The organism is Ectopseudomonas alcaliphila (assembly GCF_900101755.1).
Classification (GTDB): Bacteria; Pseudomonadota; Gammaproteobacteria; order Pseudomonadales; family Pseudomonadaceae; genus Aquipseudomonas; species Aquipseudomonas alcaliphila.
Window position 1 is genome coordinate 103,937 of record NZ_FNAE01000004.1, and the last position, 16,645, is coordinate 120,581.

At 64.5% G+C, this 16,645-nt stretch carries 17 protein-coding genes; 9 read left to right on the forward strand and 8 right to left on the reverse strand.

Annotated features, from left to right (window positions below; all coding sequences use genetic code 11):
• Nucleotides 1-63 precede the first annotated feature (63 nt).
• Entirely contained in the window at nt 64-1,998 is a 1,935-nt protein-coding gene (locus tag BLR77_RS14905) for a sensor histidine kinase (protein ID WP_083366075.1), read from the forward strand.
• 134 nt (nt 1,999-2,132) lie between these two features.
• Entirely contained in the window at nt 2,133-2,771 is a 639-nt protein-coding gene (locus tag BLR77_RS14910) for a response regulator transcription factor (protein ID WP_074679109.1), read from the forward strand.
• A gap of 10 nt (nt 2,772-2,781) precedes the next feature.
• On the opposite strand, the gene BLR77_RS14915 is transcribed toward BLR77_RS14910, so the two are convergent.
• The 6 genes from BLR77_RS14915 to BLR77_RS14940 all read right to left on the reverse strand — a co-directional run bounded on the left by BLR77_RS14915 (nt 2,782) and on the right by BLR77_RS14940 (nt 9,421).
• Nucleotides 2,782-5,391 (reverse strand): EAL domain-containing protein, encoded by a 2,610-nt coding sequence (locus BLR77_RS14915; RefSeq protein WP_238380579.1) that lies wholly within the window; start codon nt 5,389-5,391, stop codon nt 2,782-2,784.
• Between the two features lie 70 nt (nt 5,392-5,461).
• On the reverse strand, nt 5,462-6,073 hold the full coding sequence (locus BLR77_RS14920; RefSeq protein WP_074679111.1) for a class I SAM-dependent methyltransferase: 612 nt from the start codon (nt 6,071-6,073) through the stop codon (nt 5,462-5,464).
• A 3-nt stretch (nt 6,074-6,076) separates the two neighbouring features.
• Entirely contained in the window at nt 6,077-6,418 is a 342-nt protein-coding gene (locus tag BLR77_RS14925) for a DUF5629 family protein (RefSeq protein ID WP_074679113.1), read from the reverse strand.
• Nucleotides 6,419-6,434: 16 nt separating this feature from the next.
• Complete coding sequence (locus BLR77_RS14930; protein WP_074679115.1) at nt 6,435-7,076, reverse strand: oxidoreductase; 642 nt, start codon at nt 7,074-7,076, stop codon at nt 6,435-6,437.
• 30 nt (nt 7,077-7,106) lie between these two features.
• The gene (locus BLR77_RS14935; RefSeq protein ID WP_074679117.1) at nt 7,107-8,831 is read right to left on the reverse strand and encodes a C13 family peptidase; all 1,725 of its coding nucleotides are present in this window, start codon (nt 8,829-8,831) and stop codon (nt 7,107-7,109) included.
• A 134-nt stretch (nt 8,832-8,965) separates the two neighbouring features.
• Nucleotides 8,966-9,421, reverse strand: a complete 456-nt coding sequence (locus BLR77_RS14940; protein WP_074679119.1) for a MaoC family dehydratase — start codon at nt 9,419-9,421, stop codon at nt 8,966-8,968.
• Between the two features lie 243 nt (nt 9,422-9,664).
• Between BLR77_RS14940 and BLR77_RS14945 the strand changes: the two genes are divergently transcribed.
• The 3 genes from BLR77_RS14945 to BLR77_RS14955 all read left to right on the forward strand — a co-directional run bounded on the left by BLR77_RS14945 (nt 9,665) and on the right by BLR77_RS14955 (nt 11,527).
• The gene (locus BLR77_RS14945) at nt 9,665-10,024 is read left to right on the forward strand and encodes a CidA/LrgA family protein (protein ID WP_074679121.1); all 360 of its coding nucleotides are present in this window, start codon (nt 9,665-9,667) and stop codon (nt 10,022-10,024) included.
• Nucleotides 10,021-10,737: an LrgB family protein gene (locus BLR77_RS14950; protein WP_074679123.1), complete on the forward strand. Its 717-nt coding sequence runs from the start codon at nt 10,021-10,023 to the stop codon at nt 10,735-10,737. Before BLR77_RS14945 ends, BLR77_RS14950 begins: the two co-directional genes overlap by 4 nt.
• 205 nt (nt 10,738-10,942) lie before the next feature.
• A complete protein-coding gene (locus tag BLR77_RS14955) occupies nt 10,943-11,527 on the forward strand; it encodes an LON peptidase substrate-binding domain-containing protein (RefSeq protein WP_074679125.1) in 585 nt (194 codons plus the stop codon).
• A gap of 9 nt (nt 11,528-11,536) precedes the next feature.
• Here BLR77_RS14955 and BLR77_RS14960 read toward each other — a convergent pair whose 3' ends face one another.
• Both BLR77_RS14960 and BLR77_RS14965 read right to left on the reverse strand, forming a co-directional pair.
• Nucleotides 11,537-12,853, reverse strand: coding sequence for a bifunctional DedA family/phosphatase PAP2 family protein (locus tag BLR77_RS14960; protein ID WP_074679127.1), 1,317 nt, complete (start codon nt 12,851-12,853; stop codon nt 11,537-11,539).
• Nucleotides 12,850-13,569 (reverse strand): DNA-3-methyladenine glycosylase, encoded by a 720-nt coding sequence (locus tag BLR77_RS14965; RefSeq protein ID WP_074679129.1) that lies wholly within the window; start codon nt 13,567-13,569, stop codon nt 12,850-12,852. Before BLR77_RS14965 ends, BLR77_RS14960 begins: the two co-directional genes overlap by 4 nt.
• A gap of 251 nt (nt 13,570-13,820) precedes the next feature.
• On the opposite strand from BLR77_RS14965, the gene BLR77_RS14970 reads away from it, so the two are divergent.
• The 4 genes from BLR77_RS14970 (at nt 13,821) to rlmH (ending at nt 16,643) form a co-directional block, all read left to right on the forward strand.
• Entirely contained in the window at nt 13,821-15,086 is a 1,266-nt protein-coding gene (locus tag BLR77_RS14970) for a glutamate-5-semialdehyde dehydrogenase (protein ID WP_074679131.1), read from the forward strand.
• Nucleotides 15,087-15,746 carry a nicotinate-nucleotide adenylyltransferase gene (gene nadD / locus BLR77_RS14975; protein ID WP_074679133.1) on the forward strand — a complete coding sequence of 220 codons (660 nt, stop codon included), beginning with the start codon at nt 15,087-15,089 and terminating at the stop codon, nt 15,744-15,746.
• A gap of 66 nt (nt 15,747-15,812) precedes the next feature.
• Nucleotides 15,813-16,166: a ribosome silencing factor gene (gene rsfS, locus BLR77_RS14980; RefSeq protein WP_003240193.1), complete on the forward strand. Its 354-nt coding sequence runs from the start codon at nt 15,813-15,815 to the stop codon at nt 16,164-16,166.
• A gap of 9 nt (nt 16,167-16,175) precedes the next feature.
• On the forward strand, nt 16,176-16,643 hold the full coding sequence (gene rlmH, locus BLR77_RS14985) for a 23S rRNA (pseudouridine(1915)-N(3))-methyltransferase RlmH (RefSeq protein ID WP_003240195.1): 468 nt from the start codon (nt 16,176-16,178) through the stop codon (nt 16,641-16,643).
• Nucleotides 16,644-16,645: the final 2 nt, after the last annotated feature.

Genomic DNA, 16,645 nt, shown 5'->3' on the forward strand with positions numbered 1-16,645 from the left:
AATTTATAGGTCATTTCTATTTTTTATGGAAGTTGTACCAAGGTTTTATAGAATAATTACTATATGACTCTTTCAAGCGATCAGGCGGCCGTGCCGCTGCAGGCCTGGCTGCGCATCCAGCGCGAAGCACCCTCCCTCGACGAGCGGGCGGCCGCTTTGCGTCGCGCCGTGCTTGGCTGCCCACAGGTACGCCAGGCCTGGTACCTGAGCTGGCAGCCGGCCAGCCGCACCTATGCCCAGGACGATGGTGGGCCACGCTTGCCGCCGGGGCAGGGTGATCCGCTGGCCGCCAGCGATCAGGCTTTGTTCGAGGCGTTGACGACGCAGCCCTGCCTGAGCCTGGAGACTGTGCGTCAGCTGCCCTGCTGGCTGGCCGGGCGACTGCGCCGCGCCGCGATTCATCACGGTCAGGCGCTGGCGCTGAGCCTGGAGGAGGGGGGCGCCGGTCTGTTGCTGCTGCAGGTGGACGAAAACGCCGGCTTGGAATGGTTGCCCTGGCTGCGCGAGTTACTGGCGCAACTGGTCGGTCTGGCTGGTGGTATGGCGCGCAGCGCGCCGCTACTATCGGCCGATCCGCAGCCGGCGTTGCTGCTTGATGAACAGGCGCACCCGCTGGAGTTCAACCAGGCGTTGCAGACGCTACTCGGCGAGCGTTCGTTGGCGCAGGTCGGGGCGCTGTTGCCGGTCAATCATCTGCCGCTGGTGCGCGCCTGCCTGCAGCAGTCGCGGGCCATCGAGGCGGTGGAGGCACAGGACGGCGAGCGCATCCTGATCTGGAACTTTATCCCCGACGTGGCAGAGCAGCGAGTGCTGGCGCGCTGCCGCGAAGCGACCCAGGAAATCCGCGAGCAGCGTGAAGCCGCAAGGGCGCGACGGCTGTACCGCCTGATCACCGAGAACACCACCGATCTGATTTCCCGCCACACGCCGGACGGCGTGTTTCTCGATGCCACGCCTGCAAGCTGGACGCTGCTCGGCTACTGGCCGGAAGAACTGCGCGGCATGGCGGTCGACGGCCTGCTGCATCCGCAGGACCAGCTGCAGCAAGCCAAGCAGGCGCGCGAGGCGCTGGAGCAGGATGGTTATCACACCATGACCTACCGCATCCGCCACCGCGACGGGCACTACCTGTGGTTCGAGACCGCCAGCCGCGCCATCCGCGAGACCTACACCGGCGCGGTGGTGGAGGTGGTCAGCGTGTCGCGCGACATCACCGCGCGCATCCAGGCCGAGGAGAACAAACGCCGCCTGGAAGACGAGCTGGCGCACACCACGCGGCTGATCACCCTGGGTGAACTGGCCTCGGGCATCGCCCACGAGATCAACCAGCCGCTGGCGGCGGTGGTCAATTACGCCAGCGCCAGCCAGCGCTACCTGCAGGGCATCGGCGGTGATCCGGCCGGTGTCGACAAGGTGGCTCAGGGCCTGGGGCGTATCACCGAGCACGCCAACCACGCCTCGGCGGTGATCAAGCGTCTGCGCGCCTTCCTGCGCAAGGGTCAGCGGCGCATGCAGGCGCTGAACCTGGCCGAGGTGGCGCGCGAAGCGGTGCGTTTGTGCAACTGGGAGGCGAGCACGGCGCAGGTGGCGGTCAGCGACGCCTTGCCGGACAATCTGCCGCCGGTATTTGCCGACCGCGTGCTGCTCGAACAGGTGCTGCTGAATCTGCTGCGCAATGCCATCGAGGCGAATCGCGACCAGCATCCGGACAGCGCATCGCAGATACGCCTGGAGGCGGACGAGGGCAACGGCAACCTGAGGATCCGGGTGATCGACCAGGGGCCGGGTGTCAGCGACGAGCAGATGGGCAAGCTGTTCACGCCGTTCTACACCAGCAAGGCCGATGGCCTGGGGCTTGGTCTGTCCATGAGCCGCAGCATCGTCGAAGGCTTCGGCGGGGCGCTGGAGGCCTTTCCGGCCGAGGGCGGAGGGCTGTGTCTGGAATGCCGCTTGCCGCTGGGCAGGGACGATGAGTCGTTGTCGAACAGTCGCGGCTAAAGCCCCTCCCACGGGGCATGCAAACTGTGGGAGGGGCTTTCGGCTCGGGCATCCTGCTTCGCTCTACCTCCTGCATCCATGCAGTCGTAGCCGCGACCGATGAAACGCATAACAACAAGAGGAGCAGCACGTAGATGCAACAACTGGTTTATGTGGTCGATGACGACCAGGGCATGCTCGACTCGACGCTCTGGCTGCTGGAGTCGGTGGGCCTGACCGGCGTGCCCTTTACCAGTGGCCGCGCCTTTCTCGAGGCCTGCGACCCCAGCGCCAATGCCTGTGTACTACTCGACGTGCGCATGCCGGGCATGGGCGGGCTGAACGTGCAGGAGGAAATGCGTGCGCGCGGCATCGATCTGCCGGTGATCTTCGTCAGCGGTCACGCCGATGTGCCCATCGTCGTGCGCGCGTTCAAGGCCGGCGCGGTGGACTTCATCGAAAAGCCCTACAACGAGCAACTACTGCTCGACAGTGTGCAGCAGGCGCTGGAGCGTCGCGCGCCGCTAGCGAAGCAGGATCCTCGTCTGGCCGAGGTGCAGGCGCGGCTCGATCAGCTCACCCCGCGCGAGCGCGACGTGCTGCTGCCGCTGGTGCGCGGCTACACCAACCGCGAAGTCGCCGAGCAGCTCGATATCAGCGTGAAGACCGTCGATCTGTATCGTTCGCGGGTGATGAAGCGCATGCAGGCCGAAAGTCTGCCGGAGCTGGTGGGTATGGTGATCGCTGCCGGGTTGGTGGACAGCCTGGCGCTGCGTGAGACGGCGCGCGCCTGAAACCTCAGGCTTAGCTCGGGTGCAGGTCTAGAGTGGCCCTGCCGTAGACGCCGATCTGTTCGGCCGGCTGCGGGACGCCATACAGGTAGCCCTGAAAGTGGCGACAGCCCAGGCGTAGCAAGGCATCGCGCTGAGCCTGGCTCTCGACGCCTTCGGCGATGACACGCAACTCCAGCGCCTTACCCAGGGCGAGAATGGTCCGGACGATGGCGGTGTCGCTGGCATTGTCGAGCAGATCGCGAACGAAGCTGCGGTCGATCTTCAACTGATCGAGTGGCAGGCGTTTCAGGTAGCTGAGCGATGAGTAGCCGGTACCGAAGTCGTCCAGCGAGAAACGCACGCCGTGGGCCCTGAGTTGCTCCATCTTGTTGATCAGCGCTTCGATGTCCTGGACCAGCTGGCTTTCGGTCAGCTCCAGTTCCAGCCTGTGCGGGTTGGCTCCGGTTTCCTGCAGCGCGGTGAGCACATCGGTGACGAAGTCCGGGTGATGGAACTGGCGGGCGCTGACGTTGATCGCCACGGTCAGCTCGGCGCGCTGGGGGTCATTGGCCCATGAGGCGAGTTGCTGACAGGCAGTGTGCAGAATCCAGCGGCCCATGGGCAGGATCAGCCCGGTGCTTTCCGCCAGCGGGATGAACTCGCCGGGTGGCACCAGGCCACGCTGCGGATGTTGCCAGCGTACCAGGGCCTCGGCGCCGAGCAACTCACCCTGTTCATCCACTTGCGGCTGGTAGTGCAGAAGCAGTTGATCATCGCTCAGGGCGCGGCGCAGTTCGTGTTCCAGGGTGGCGCGGGCTGCCAGCGCCTGCTGCATGCGCGGATCGAAGAAGCACAGGGTATTGCGTCCGGCGGCCTTGGCTTCGTACATGGCCAGATCGGCGTGCTTGAGCAGCTCCTCGGGCTTTTCATGAGGCTGTGAGAACAGTGCCACACCGATGCTGGCGCTACCGCTGTGGCTATAGCCGGGCAGCTCGAATGGTGTGGCCAGGGCGCGCAGCAGTTTGTCGGCGACGTGCTCGATGGCGGCGATGGCCACCTCAGGGTCGGGGTCGAGGCTTTCCAGAATCAGCACGAACTCATCACCACCAAGGCGCGACAGGCTGTCCTCGAGACGTACCTGGTTGAGCAGCCGTTCGCTGACCTTCTGCAGCAGCAGATCGCCCATGTCGTGGCCGAGGGTGTCATTGAGCTGCTTGAAATTGTCCAGATCGATGAATAGCAGCGCGCCTTCACGCCGGCTACGCGCGCTGCGGGCCAGGGCGAACTGCAGGTGTTCGAGCAGTAGACGGCGATTGGGCAGGCCGGTGAGCGCGTCGTAATAGGCGAGCTGATGGATCTGTTCGAGATTCCTCTTGTGCTCGGTGATGTCGGTGGAAATGCCACACAGGGCGTAGATGCTACCGTCGGCCGCACGCAGCGGCAGCTTCACCGAAAAGTAGGTGCGCTCGTTACGGCCGTAGCGATCACGGTTGGTTTCCTCGCTCTCGATGCGCTCGCCAGCCAGCACGCGCCGATCGTTGATGCCTAGCGCCTGTGCCGTGTCGCTGTCGAAAAAGTCTACATCGCTATGCCCGATGACCTGGTCGGCGCTGCGGCCGAACAACTCGCAGACCTTGCGGTTGGCGTACTGATAACGCAGTTGTGGGTCCTTGATGTAGATATGCGCTTCGACGCTGTCGAGGATGGTGTTCAGACGGGCTTCGCTGGTCTTGAGGTGTCGGGTCTTGTCCGCGACCTGGCGGCGCAGCAGCAGGCTGCCGCCAATGGCCAGGGTCAGCAGCGCAGCGAGCAGCGCCAGTCCCCACCAGAACAGGACGGGAACGCTGCGCTGCTGAGGCGCGCCGCTCCAGCGCTGCAGCACCTGAAAGTAGATAGAGCCGGGCGCTGATTGCCAATTTTGCAGGTGCTGGTCGATGGCGCTTAGCAGCTCGGCGTTTTCGCCCTTGCGTGTGGCGTAGAACAGCTGTGCGGGCTGGAACATAATCGGTGTCGCGCTCAGGCGGTAGCTGGAGGCGTGGTAGTCACCGAACAGCTGATTGGCTACCACTGCATCGGCCTGCTCAGTGCGCACCATGGCAAAGCCCTGGCTCAGGTCGCTGAGTGGAATCATCTGCGCCTGCAGGCCGAAGCTGTCGAGCAGGCTCTGCAGATACTGGAACTGAATCGACCCCTCCAGTGCTGCGATGCGCAGGCCGCGCAGGTCGAGCACGCTCTGCAGGCGCAGTTCTTCGTGGCTGTACAGCTGCGACCAACTGAATAGCGAAGGCACCTGATGAAAGTCCATCAGTTGTGCGCGCTCCTCGCTGAAGGCGACGTCCGGTAACAGGTCTATATCGCCGTCCTGCACCAGCTTCAGGCATTGCTGCCAGGCGCAGGGCACGGTCTGCAGTTGCCAGCGTTCCTCTTTGGCAATGGCCTGCAGCAGTTCACCGAGAATGCCTGATGGTTGCCCGCTGGCATCAGCAAAGATCTTTGGCTCGTTGGCGTATACGCCGACCCTGACCGTTCGTGCCTCTACGGCAGTGCTCCAGGCGCAGCCCAGCAGGCTCAGGCTCAGGCACAGCAGCAGGTGAACGAGGCGGGGTGAAAAGAGGGGCTTCATGCGCGGGTCGACTTCCATGGGCAGAGTTCCAGCAGCCTGTTCTGCAGTATGGCCCTCTATGCCGAGTATGCGAGCATCAGGGCGATGCTCAGTCGGCCCAGCCGCGATAGACGTGGGTCATGGGTCTGGGTCCCTTCAGGTAGCCGGTATCCAGCTGGCGGATATGAAAGCCGCCGGCCGTGATCAGTGCGGGTATGTCGCGGTCCAGGTGGCAGCCGCCGGCCAGCGGCTTCCACAACGGGGTGAGGCGACGTTGCCAGCGCACCACCGGCAGGTCGGGCGCCAGGCCGTGTTCGCAGAACAGCAAACGACCACCGGGTTTCAGCACCCGGCGCATTTCGCCCAGTGCGGCCACCGCATCGGGGATGGTGCAGAGGGTGAAGGTGCAGACGATGTCGTCGAAGCTGGCGTCCTCAGCCTGAATCTGGCCCAGCTCCAGGGCGATCATTTCCACCGGCACCTGGCAACGTGCGGCGCGGTCGCGGGCCAGGTGCTGCATGTCGGCGGACGGATCGACGCCGACGACCAGGTCGACTCGCTGCGGATCGTAGAAACTCAGATTTAGACCCGTGCCGATGCCGATCTCCAGCACTCGGCCCTTGGCCAGCGGCACGATCTGCGAACGTGCCTTCATCACCGCGCCCATGCCGCAGGCGAAATCGATCAGATGCGGCAGCACGTGGCGGTCATAGAGGCCCATGGCTCAGGCTTCGTCTTGCCCGTCGTCGTCATCGTTATCGCCGCGGTAGGCGGCGAAGCACTTGAGGCTGTGGCTGACTTCGTTGCCTTCGATCAGCCAGCTGTCGTCCGTTTCGCTGTACCGCGCAGCCTGCACCGAAGCCAGGGAAAACTTCCACAGGCGGCGCTCGCGGCCATCGATGCAGTGCACCTGCAGCAACGGTTTGGCGGCGCTGTCGCTGCCCGCCGTGCCGGCGCTGATCTGCGCCAGCAATTCGGTGTCGAGGTCGAACTGCCAGGCATACAGGCCGTCGATCTCCAGCATGTCGGCGTCTTGCAGGGCCTCGATCAGGCTTGTCGGTTTCATCGCTTCATCCACGGCATCAGCGCCCCAGACGGCGCAGGTCGGAAGACTCTATCACGCGCACGCCATCTTCCTCTTCCAGGGCCAGGCGCCAGAGTGCACGGGCCAGGGCGCAGGCGTCGATGCCGCGGTACTTGCCCGGCAGCCAGCGCAGCAATGGTGCCGCCAGACGCTCGCCAAGACGAAATTCGTGCCGCGCACCGAGCAGCAGCGACGGGCGGGCGATGGTCAGTTGCGGCCAGTCCAGGGCTTTCAGCGCTTCTTCGGTCTCGCCCTTGACGCGGTTGTAGAACACCGAGGAGTTGGGGTTGGCGCCCAACGCGCTGATCACCACCAGATGCCGTGCGCCCAGCTCGCGAGCGCGGCGGGCGAAGGCCAGCACCAGATCGTGGTCGACGGCGCGGAAGGCTTCCTGCGAGCCAGCCTGCTTGATGGTGCTGCCCAGGCAGCAGAACGCGGTATCGACCTGGCCGGAAAGCTGCGGCAGCAGCGCTTGCAGGTCGCCCACCGGGTTTTCCAGGTGCGGGTGGGCGGCCAAGGGGCGACGGGTAGGCGCCAGCACGCGGGCGACCGTCGGCTCGCTGAGCAGGCGGTCGAGCAGGTGTTCACCGGTGAGTCCGGTGGCGCCGGCGATAAGGATGTGCTGCGGGGTCAGGTACATGCGGTTGTCTCTTGTCCGTTACAGTTCAGCTTAGTCCTTTGCCGGACCGCTGGCCACGGCACTGAGCGCACGCTCGGCCTGGCTCTGGCGCAGGTTGCGCCAGTGCTGGAGTACGCCGCGTGGCGCCCAGATCTGCGGTTCGGAAGGTTCGAAGCCGTCGCTCTGCTCACGCTCGGCGACGCGTTCCTTGGCCAGTTCGAAGGCCCGCTCGAGGTTGTCGGTCTCGCCCAGCGCCTCGGCGAACAGGGCGCGGCCGAAGTAGGTGAAGTCGTTCTCCTCGCTGCAGCCGAAGGACACCCGGTCGGCACGCGCGGCGGTCATCACCAGGGTCTTTTCGTCCTTGAGTGGCGGGATGAAACCACCGGAATAGCAGGCGGAGATCACCACCACCTTGTTGCGCTGCTTGAGTGGAGCGAGCAGGGCGGCCAGCTCGCTGGCGGGCAGATCGGCCAGTTGCAGGCGCGGCTGATCGAGATTGAGCTCGTGACGGCGCGAGCCGTGGCTGGTCAGGTAGATGAAGATCAGGTCTTCTTCGCCACTGCGTTCGGCCAGGGCTTGCACCACGCGGGTGAGATTCTCGCGGGTGGCCAGTGGGCGGTCGGCGAGATGGTCGCGATGGTTGATCAGGCTGATGCTGCCATAGGCGCCGAAGCGCTCGCGCATCAGCCGGCTGACGTAGTCGGCTTCGCGCATGAAGACGCTTTGCTTGCCGTCGCCGGCCAGGGTCAACGCATACAGCTCGCGCGCCGGGGTTGAAGTTGGAATCGCGGCGATGGCTTCATCGAGCAGCTGCCCTTGCTGCAGCAGGCCCAGCTCGAGGCTGTCGGGCAGCACCTTGCCCTGTGCGTCACGTACCAGGCGGCCGCGCTGCCAGGTGCCGGACTGGCGACTGCCGTCGGCCAGGGTCAGGGTGCCTTCGCCGCTGTACTCGCCACCCGAGAAACGCCCCCGATAGGCACTGCCATCGGTCAGGGTGAGCAGGCCTTCGCCTTCGTACTGCCAGTCGGCGAACTCGCCGAGATAACGGGTGCCGGCGCCGTCGGTGTATTCACCGGGGCCCTGCATCACGCCATCGATGAACTCCCCGGCCCAGGTTTCGCCGCTGGCGCTCTGGTAACGGCCCTTGCCGTGGAATTCGTCATTCTGAAAACCGCCGCTGTAGTTGTCGCCATCGGCATTGTGGTAACTGCCCTGGCCACTGAGCAGCCCTTGGGCGAACACGCCGCTGTACTGGTTGCCGTAGGCGTCACTGCGTACGCCCTGGCCTTCCGGCTGGCCCTTGACGAACTGGCCCTGAAAGCTGCTGCCGTCGGCCATCTCCAGTTTGCCCAGGCCATGGAAACGGTCGTTGAGAAATTCACCCTGGTAGCGCTGACCACCCTGTTCCAGCAGGCCTACGCCACTGAAACGGTTGCGTTCGAAACCGCCCTGGTAGCGGCTGCCATCACTGTAGGTCAGGGTGCCCTGGCCATGGAACATGCCCTCGTGGAACTCGCCCAGGTAGTGTTCACCACCGGGGCCTTGCCATTCCCCGCTGCCTTCGAGCATGCCGTCCTTGAACTGGCCGACGAACCAGCTGCCGTTGCGGTAGTCCAGGCGCCCTGGGCCTTGCAGCAGCCCGTCGACTATCTCGCCGCGATACTGACCGCCATCAGGCAGGGTGGCATTGGCTGGCAACAGCGGGCGTGCTTCGTCGCAACCGACGAGCAGCAGAGACAGGCAAAGAGGCAGTAAACGCAGGGCAAGGGGATTCATGACGGACGTCCAGGTCGGTGCTTTGCCCGCAGTATGCCGCAAGCCTGGACGCTTGCGCTGCCGAGTCGCACGCTTTGCTGATGCGAGAAGGTTCCCGCTCCGGCGGATGACACCGGAAACGGGAACAGGCAGGGTCAGACGAAGCAGAGGGTCAGCGGCTCGGCGATATAGGCCGGTTTCTCCTGACCTTCGATCTCCAGTACGGCGCGCGCCTTGAGCAGCCACTGGCCGGGGTTCTTCTCGGTGGCGTCGGTCAGCGTCACCACCAGGCGCACCTTGGAGTCGACCTTGACCGGCTGGATGAAGCGCACGCTGTCGAGGCCGTAGTTAACCGCCATCTTCAGGCCCTGCGGCATGATCATGATCTTTTCCATCAGCATCGGCACCAGCGACAGCGACAGGAAGCCGTGGGCGATGGTGGTGCCGAAGGGTGTCAGCTTGGCCTTTTCCGGGTCGACGTGGATGAACTGGTGGTCGCCGGTGCACTCGGCGAACTGATTGATGCGCTGCTGGTCGATGGTCAGCCACTCGGACTTGCCGAGTTCCTTGCCAACGTGGTCCTTGAGTTCTGCTACGGGTACGAACGGCATAGTTCCTCCTTGAGGACGCGGGTGTTTTTCTTGTGTGCGTGAAACCGTTGCGGCCTAGATCATCATGGGGGCGGCATCGGGTCAAGCCTGCCTTGGCGTAATGAATGACGCGGCATAGGCCTGCCTGACGAAGCAATACAGAGGCCAGCGCGCCTATAATGGCCGACATGCCTCAACAGATGCCCGGAATCCCCTCTCGCGAGCGGAAATACGGCCATCGTTCGTCTTCTGGAGACCTCAAACATGCTGCTTCGCGGCCTTTCCTGGCTGGTGCTGTGTCAGTTGCTCGGCACCGTTATCAATGTCCTGCTGCTGCCGATGTTGCCCGGGCCGATCATCGGCATGCTGTTGTTGTTCGTCTTTCTCATGCTGCGTGGCGAGGTGGGGGAGCCGCTCAGCGTCGCGTCCAGCAGCCTGCTCAAATATCTGCCACTGATTCTGGTGCCACCAGCCGTGGGCGTGATGGCCTATGCCAGCGACATCGCCGCCGACTTCTGGGCTGTGGTCGGTGCACTGGTGCTGTCGTTGCTGGTGTCGCTGGCCTTCGCCGGTTGGCTGATGCAGAAGCTGATCGAGCGCCAGCAGCGCCAGGAGGACGTATGACTCCGGATTGGCAGGGCGCCTGGCAGGCGCTGACCCATCACCCGCTGTTCGGCATCGGCATCACCCTGGGCGCCTATCAGTTGGCCATGGCCGCCTACGAGCGCACCCGCTGGGTATTCCTGCAGCCGGTGCTGGTATCGATGCTCGCGGTGATCGGCATTCTGCTGCTCTGCGGTCTGAGTTTCGCCGAGTACCGCAACAGCGTCGCGGCGCTGACCCTGCTGCTCGGCCCGGCCACGGTGGCCCTGGCTGTGCCGCTGTACCTCAATCTGCGACGGATTCGCCAGCTGTTCTGGCCGATCATCCTGACCTTGCTGATCGCCGGCACCTTCGCCACCGTGCTCGGTGCAGGGCTGGCCTGGCTGTTTGGCGCCGAGCGGTTGATGCTGATGAGCATGGCGCCGAAATCGGTGACCTCGCCGATCGCCATGCTGGTGGCCGATCAGATTGGCGGCATCGCGGCGCTGGCGGCGGTGTTCGTGATGATTACCGGGGTCATAGGCGCCATCGTCGGGCCGTCCATTCTGCGTCTGTGCAGGGTTCATCATCCGGCGGCGCAGGGCATGGCGCTGGGCATCACCGCGCATGCCGTGGGCACGGCGCGGGCGCTGCAGGAGAGCGATGAGTGCGGCGCATTCGCCGCGCTGGCGATGAGCCTGATGGGGGTGATTACCGCGGTGCTGTTGCCTCTGGCGATTGTCCTGGTGCTGTGAGAGCCTGCCAGGCGATTAACAGGCTGTTGAAAAACTACCTGCGTTGGCAATACTTCGTTAAAAACGACCTCAAAATGCTCATTTACAACACGTAAACTGCGCTTTTTCGGTCGTTTTTGCCTTGTCTTGCCTGCCTCGCCTACGTTTTTCAACGGCCTGTTAACGATGCCCTGGCACCATTGCATTGATAACAGGCTTTGAAACCATGAATCTCCCGCTATTCCCGCTCAACACCGTGCTGTTTCCCGGCTGCGTGCTCGACCTGCAGATATTCGAGGCGCGCTACCTGGACATGATCAGCCGCTGCATGAAACAGGGCAGTGGTTTCGGTGTGGTGTGCATCGTCGAGGGCGATGAAGTCGGCGAGGCCGCCAGCCGTTTCTCCGCCATTGGCTGCGAAGCTCTGGTGCGTGACTTTCAGCAGCGCACCAATGGTCTGCTGGGTATTCGCGTCGAAGGCGGGCGGCGTTTCCACGTCGAGCGCGCCCAGGTTCTGCCGGATCAACTGACCGTCGCCGAGGTCCAGTGGCTGGAGGAACAGCCAAACAGCCCACTGCAGGCCGAGCACGCCGACCTGGCTGCACTGCACGCTGCCCTGGCCGAGCATCCACTGGTGGCGGGCCTGGACATGACGAGCGTGGTCGCCGGGCAGCAGCAACTGGCCAATCAGCTGGCCTATCTGCTGCCGCTGGAGCCGGCGCAGAAACTGCAGCTACTTCAGCTCGATGACCCGGCTCTGCGTCTGGAGCAACTGCACGCCATGCTGGAAATGCTCCAGGGCGATGCCTGAGGCGACGCGTCAGTAGGCATAGCGCAGCAGCGCGTTGGACAGCTGCCAGGTCGCCATGGCGCCCAGTACCGCGATACAGGCTGGCAGGACGATCCACCACAGGCGCGCCGGTAGTGCTGGCAGTGTTTCCTGGCGCTGACACAGCGCCAGACTCAGGCCGCAGATGGCCGAGGCCAGCAGGGCGCCGGCGATGATGTCGCTGGGCCAGTGCACGCCCAGGTAGACCCGCGACAAGGCGATCGCCAAGGCCGGCAGGCACGCCACCACCAGCCAGGCCAGGCGCAGGCGTGCCGATTGACCGCGCCCGGCCAGCACCCCCAGCACCAGGAAGAAGGCAAAGGCTGCCGAGCTATGGCCGCTGGGAAAGCTGAAACTGGTCAGCGGCTCGCTCAGCACGTCGGGGCGCGCCCGCGCGAAGCCATGCTTGAGCGTGGTGTTGCCCAGGGCAGTGACCAGCAGGGTCGAGCCGGCGAACAGCAGGTGACGCCAGCGGCGTGCCAGCAACAGCAAGATGCACAGCACGGCTGCCGCAACCAGCTGGATATGGAAGTCGCCCAGTCGGGTCAGGGTGCCGATCCATTGGTCCAGGTGCGTCTGGCGCTGTTCCTGTACCAGAGTCATCAGGCCCTGATCCAGCGCATCGAGGTGCGGCCAGCCGATGACAATGGCTATCAGCAGCGCCAGGCTGAGACCTCCGCCCAGCAGGCTGGCCCGCGGTTTTTCCGCCAGGCTGGCCTGAATGGTTAGCAGCAGGATCACGCCGATACCGGCCAGCAGCACCGCTGCCTCGGTCCAGAAGCCTTCCGCCATCGGCAGACGCAGGGCGGCACCGGTCGCCCAGCCCGGCAACAGGTAGGCCACGGCCCAGCCGGCTGCCGCCACCAGGCTGACCAGAACGAAACGCAGCAGCGGCATGTTCAGCATACCGGCCACCATGGGCAGCATCGGCCGCAGCGGGCCAATGAAACGACCGACCAGCAGGCTGGCCACACCGTAGTGACGGAAATAGAGTTCGGCGCGCAGGATCCACTGCGGATGGTGACGCAACACCGGCAGGCGGCCGATGTTGTGCTTGAACCGTCGGCCCAGAGCGTAGGACATCATGTCGCCACACAGCGCTCCGGCGTAGGCCAGCAGCAAGGTCTGCCACAGCGTCAGCACACCGCTGCCGGCCAGCAGGGCCACGCTGAACAGCAGCACTACGCCGGGCAGCAGAATGCCCACCAGTGCCAGGCACTCGAGCAGGGCGATAAGGAAGATCGCCAGACCCAGCCATTGTGGGTTGCCACTCAGCCAGGTGGTCAGGTTATCCAGCCAGGCGCTCATCGTTCTGCTCCTGCAACGCTCAACAAACGATAGTCACGCCCTTCGACCTGCCCACGGCGCAAAGGGTTGCGTGTGCAATGACGTGCGTAGGCGGCATCAACGAAACGGTAGGGCAGGTGCTCGTCGCGGCCCTTGGGAATGCCCAGTCGTGGACACTGGATGATCGAGTGCGGTCGTTCGCCGACGTCCTCGACGAACAGCTGTTGCGGGTCGAAGCGGCGGGCATCCCAGTCCGGTACTTTCAGGCCGAGGGCCTTGCACAGCAGCGTTTGCCCGGCGCACAGGCGTTCGGGCGCACGCGCCTGGCCAAGGCTGCCTGGGTTGTTGCGTTGCATCGCCGCCAGGGCATCGGGGCCGCTGATGGCATCGACCCAGGGATGCGCGGATTTGATCAGCACCGCGTTGCCGGGCCCATGAGCGCTGAAGTTCAGCGAATCACCGCCGCGCGCGTAGTACATATAGATGTGCCCGCCATCAGCGAACAGCGCCTTGCGCTTCTCGGTGTAGCCGAGCGAAGCATGGCTGCCCTTGTCGACCAGGTAATAGGCCTCGGTCTCGATGATCCGTGCGCTCAGCCACAACGCGCCGACGCGATGGCGGATGACCTTGCCGAGCAACTCGCGGGCCAGCAACTGTGCGTCGCGATCGAAAAAGGTATCGGGCAATGGCCTGGCGCCGGGCCAGGGCAAGCTGAGGTGCGGTTCGGCAGGCGTCATCTGTCGTATGGGGGCGTAGGCTGAGTCTCGGGCGGCGAGCATAACAACAAGAAGCTTAAAAATGCCTGAACGTTCCAGCACCCTTGGTACCAATGTCTGCCCTTCGGCGCGGTACACCAGCTACGTTCGGCATTGCCCGGCATTCATCACCTGGCGGACGAGCTGCCTACCGCTTGCCAGACGCCGCTGGGCGTGGACTTGCGAGCCCGCTATAATCAGCCCCTTTTTCCAACTGCCAGACCTCCGCCGCCATGACCGAGTCCGTGCACGCATACATGACCCGCCTGGGCCAGGCCGCCCGCCAGGCATCGAGGGTGCTCGCCCGCGCCAGCACCGCGCAGAAGAATCGCGCGCTGCAGGCCGCTGCCAATGCCCTCGACGCCGCTCGCGCCGAGCTGACCGCCGCCAACGAACTGGACCTGGCTGCCGCCCGCGCCAGCGGTCTGGAGCCGGCCATGGTCGACCGCCTGGCGCTGACGCCAAAGGTGATCGACAGCATGATCGAAGGGCTGCGCCAGGTGGCGACCCTGCCTGACCCGATCGGCGAGATTCAGGGCATGCGCTACCTGCCGTCCGGTATTCAGGTCGGCAAGATGCGCGTGCCGCTGGGCGTGATCGGCATCATCTACGAGTCGCGTCCCAACGTGACCATCGATGCCGCCAGCCTGTGCCTGAAGTCCGGCAATGCCACCATCCTGCGGGGCGGCTCCGAGGCCATTCATTCCAATCAGGCAATTGCCCGCTGCATTCAGCAGGGCCTGGCCGAAGCCGATCTGCCGGCAGCCGCCGTGCAGGTGGTGGAAACCACCGACCGCGCTGCGGTTGGCGAGCTGATCAGCATGCCCGAATTCGTCGACGTGATCGTGCCGCGCGGTGGCAAGGGGCTGATCGAGCGCATCAGTCGCGACGCCAAGGTGCCTGTGATCAAGCACCTGGACGGCGTCTGCCACGTCTATGTCGATGTTGCTGCCGATGTCGACAAGGCCATTCGCGTCTGCGACAACGCCAAGACCCAGCGCTATTCGCCGTGCAACGCCATGGAAACCCTGCTGGTGCACCAGGCCATCGCCGATCGTGTGTTGCCGCCGCTGGCTGCCATCTACCGCGACAAGGGCGTGGAGCTGCGTGGCGATGCCGCTACCCGCGAACTGCTCGGCAGCGATGTGCTGCAAGCCAGCGAGGACGACTGGTTCGCCGAGTACAACGCGCCGATCCTGGCGATTCGCATCGTCGACTCGCTGGATGCGGCCATCGAGCACATCAACCACTACGGCTCGCAGCACACCGACTCGATCATCACCGAGAACTTCAGCGATGCGCGGCGCTTCCTCACCGAGGTGGATTCCGCCTCGGTGATGGTCAATGCCTCGACCCGTTTCGCCGATGGTTTCGAGTACGGCCTGGGCGCGGAGATCGGCATCTCCACCGACAAGCTGCACGCGCGCGGCCCGGTTGGCCTGGAAGGCCTGACCAGCGAGAAGTACGTGGTCTTTGGCGACGGACACATTCGCACATAAATGAAACGGATCGGCGCCCGACGCATCGGCCTGCTCGGCGGTACCTTCAACCCGGTGCATATCGGGCATCTGCGTGCCGCACTGGAAGTGGCCGAGTTCATGGCGCTGGACGAGCTGCGGCTGATTCCCAGCGCCAGGCCGCCGCATCGCGACACGCCGCAGGCAACGGCCGAGCAGCGTCTGGCCATGGTCGAACTGGCGGTGGCCGGCGAGACGCGGCTGACGGTCGATGACCGCGAGCTGCGCCGCGACAAACCGTCGTATACGGTCGACACGCTGGAGTCGGTGCGCGCCGAGCTGGCGGCGGACGATCAGCTGTTTCTGCTGATCGGCTGGGACGCTTTCTGCGGCCTGCCGAGTTGGCATCGTTGGCAGGAGCTGCTTCAGCACTGCCATCTGCTGGTGCTGCAGCGGCCGGATGCCGACAGCGAGGCGCCGGAGGCGCTGCGCGATCTGCTGGCTGCACGCAGTGTCAGCGACCCGTTGAGCCTGCAGGACGCAGGCGGGCAAATCAGTTTCATCTGGCAGACTCCGCTGGCGATTTCCGCCACGCAGATTCGCCACTTACTGGCAACCGGCCGCTCGGCGCGATATCTGCTGCCCGATGCGGTACTGGCCTATATCCAGGCGCACGATCTGTACCGTGCGCCCAATGCTTGAAACGTCGCGCATGTGCGCTGGCGTCCATTACACGAGGCAAATGAGTCATTTATGAGCAAGCAGAACATGCCCAGCGAAGAGCTGGTCAAGATCGCCGTGGCGGCGCTGGAAGAGATCAAGGCGACCGACATCACCGTGATCGACGTCAAGGACAAGACCAGCATTACCGACTTCATGGTGATCGCCAGCGGTAGCTCCAGCCGTCAGGTCAAGTCGCTGGTGGAGAACGTGCTGGAGAAGGTCAAGGAACAGGGTGTGCGCCCGATCGGCAGCGAAGGTCTGGACAGTGGCGAATGGGCCCTGCTCGACCTGGGCGACATCGTCGTTCACGTGATGCTGCCGACCGCGCGTCAGTTCTATGACCTCGAGCGCCTGTGGCAAGGCGCCGAGCAGAGCCGCGCTCAGCACAGCGCCGAGTAAGCGCAAACCGTGCGGATCAAACTGATCGCCGTCGGTTCGCGCATGCCGCGCTGGGTCGAGGAGGGCTGGCAGGAGTACGTCAAGCGTCTGCCTGCCGAACTGCCGCTTGAGCTGGTGGAAATTCCCCTCAATACCCGCGGCAAGAATGCCGACGTTGCCCGCCTGATTCGTCAGGAGGGCGAGGCCATGCTGAGCAAGGTGCAGCCCGGCGAACGTATCGTCACCCTCGAGGTCCATGGCAAGCCGTGGAGCACCGAGCAACTGGCGGCGGAGCTGGAGCGCTGGCGTCTCGATGCGCGCAACGTCAACCTCATGGTCGGTGGTCCGGAAGGGCTGGCGCCGGAGGTCTGCGCGCGCAGCGAACAGCGCTGGTCGCTGTCGCCACTGACCCTGCCGCATCCGCTGGTGCGTATCCTGCTCGGCGAGCAGATCTACCGGGCCTGGACGGTGCTGTCCGGCCACCCGTATCACAAGTGATC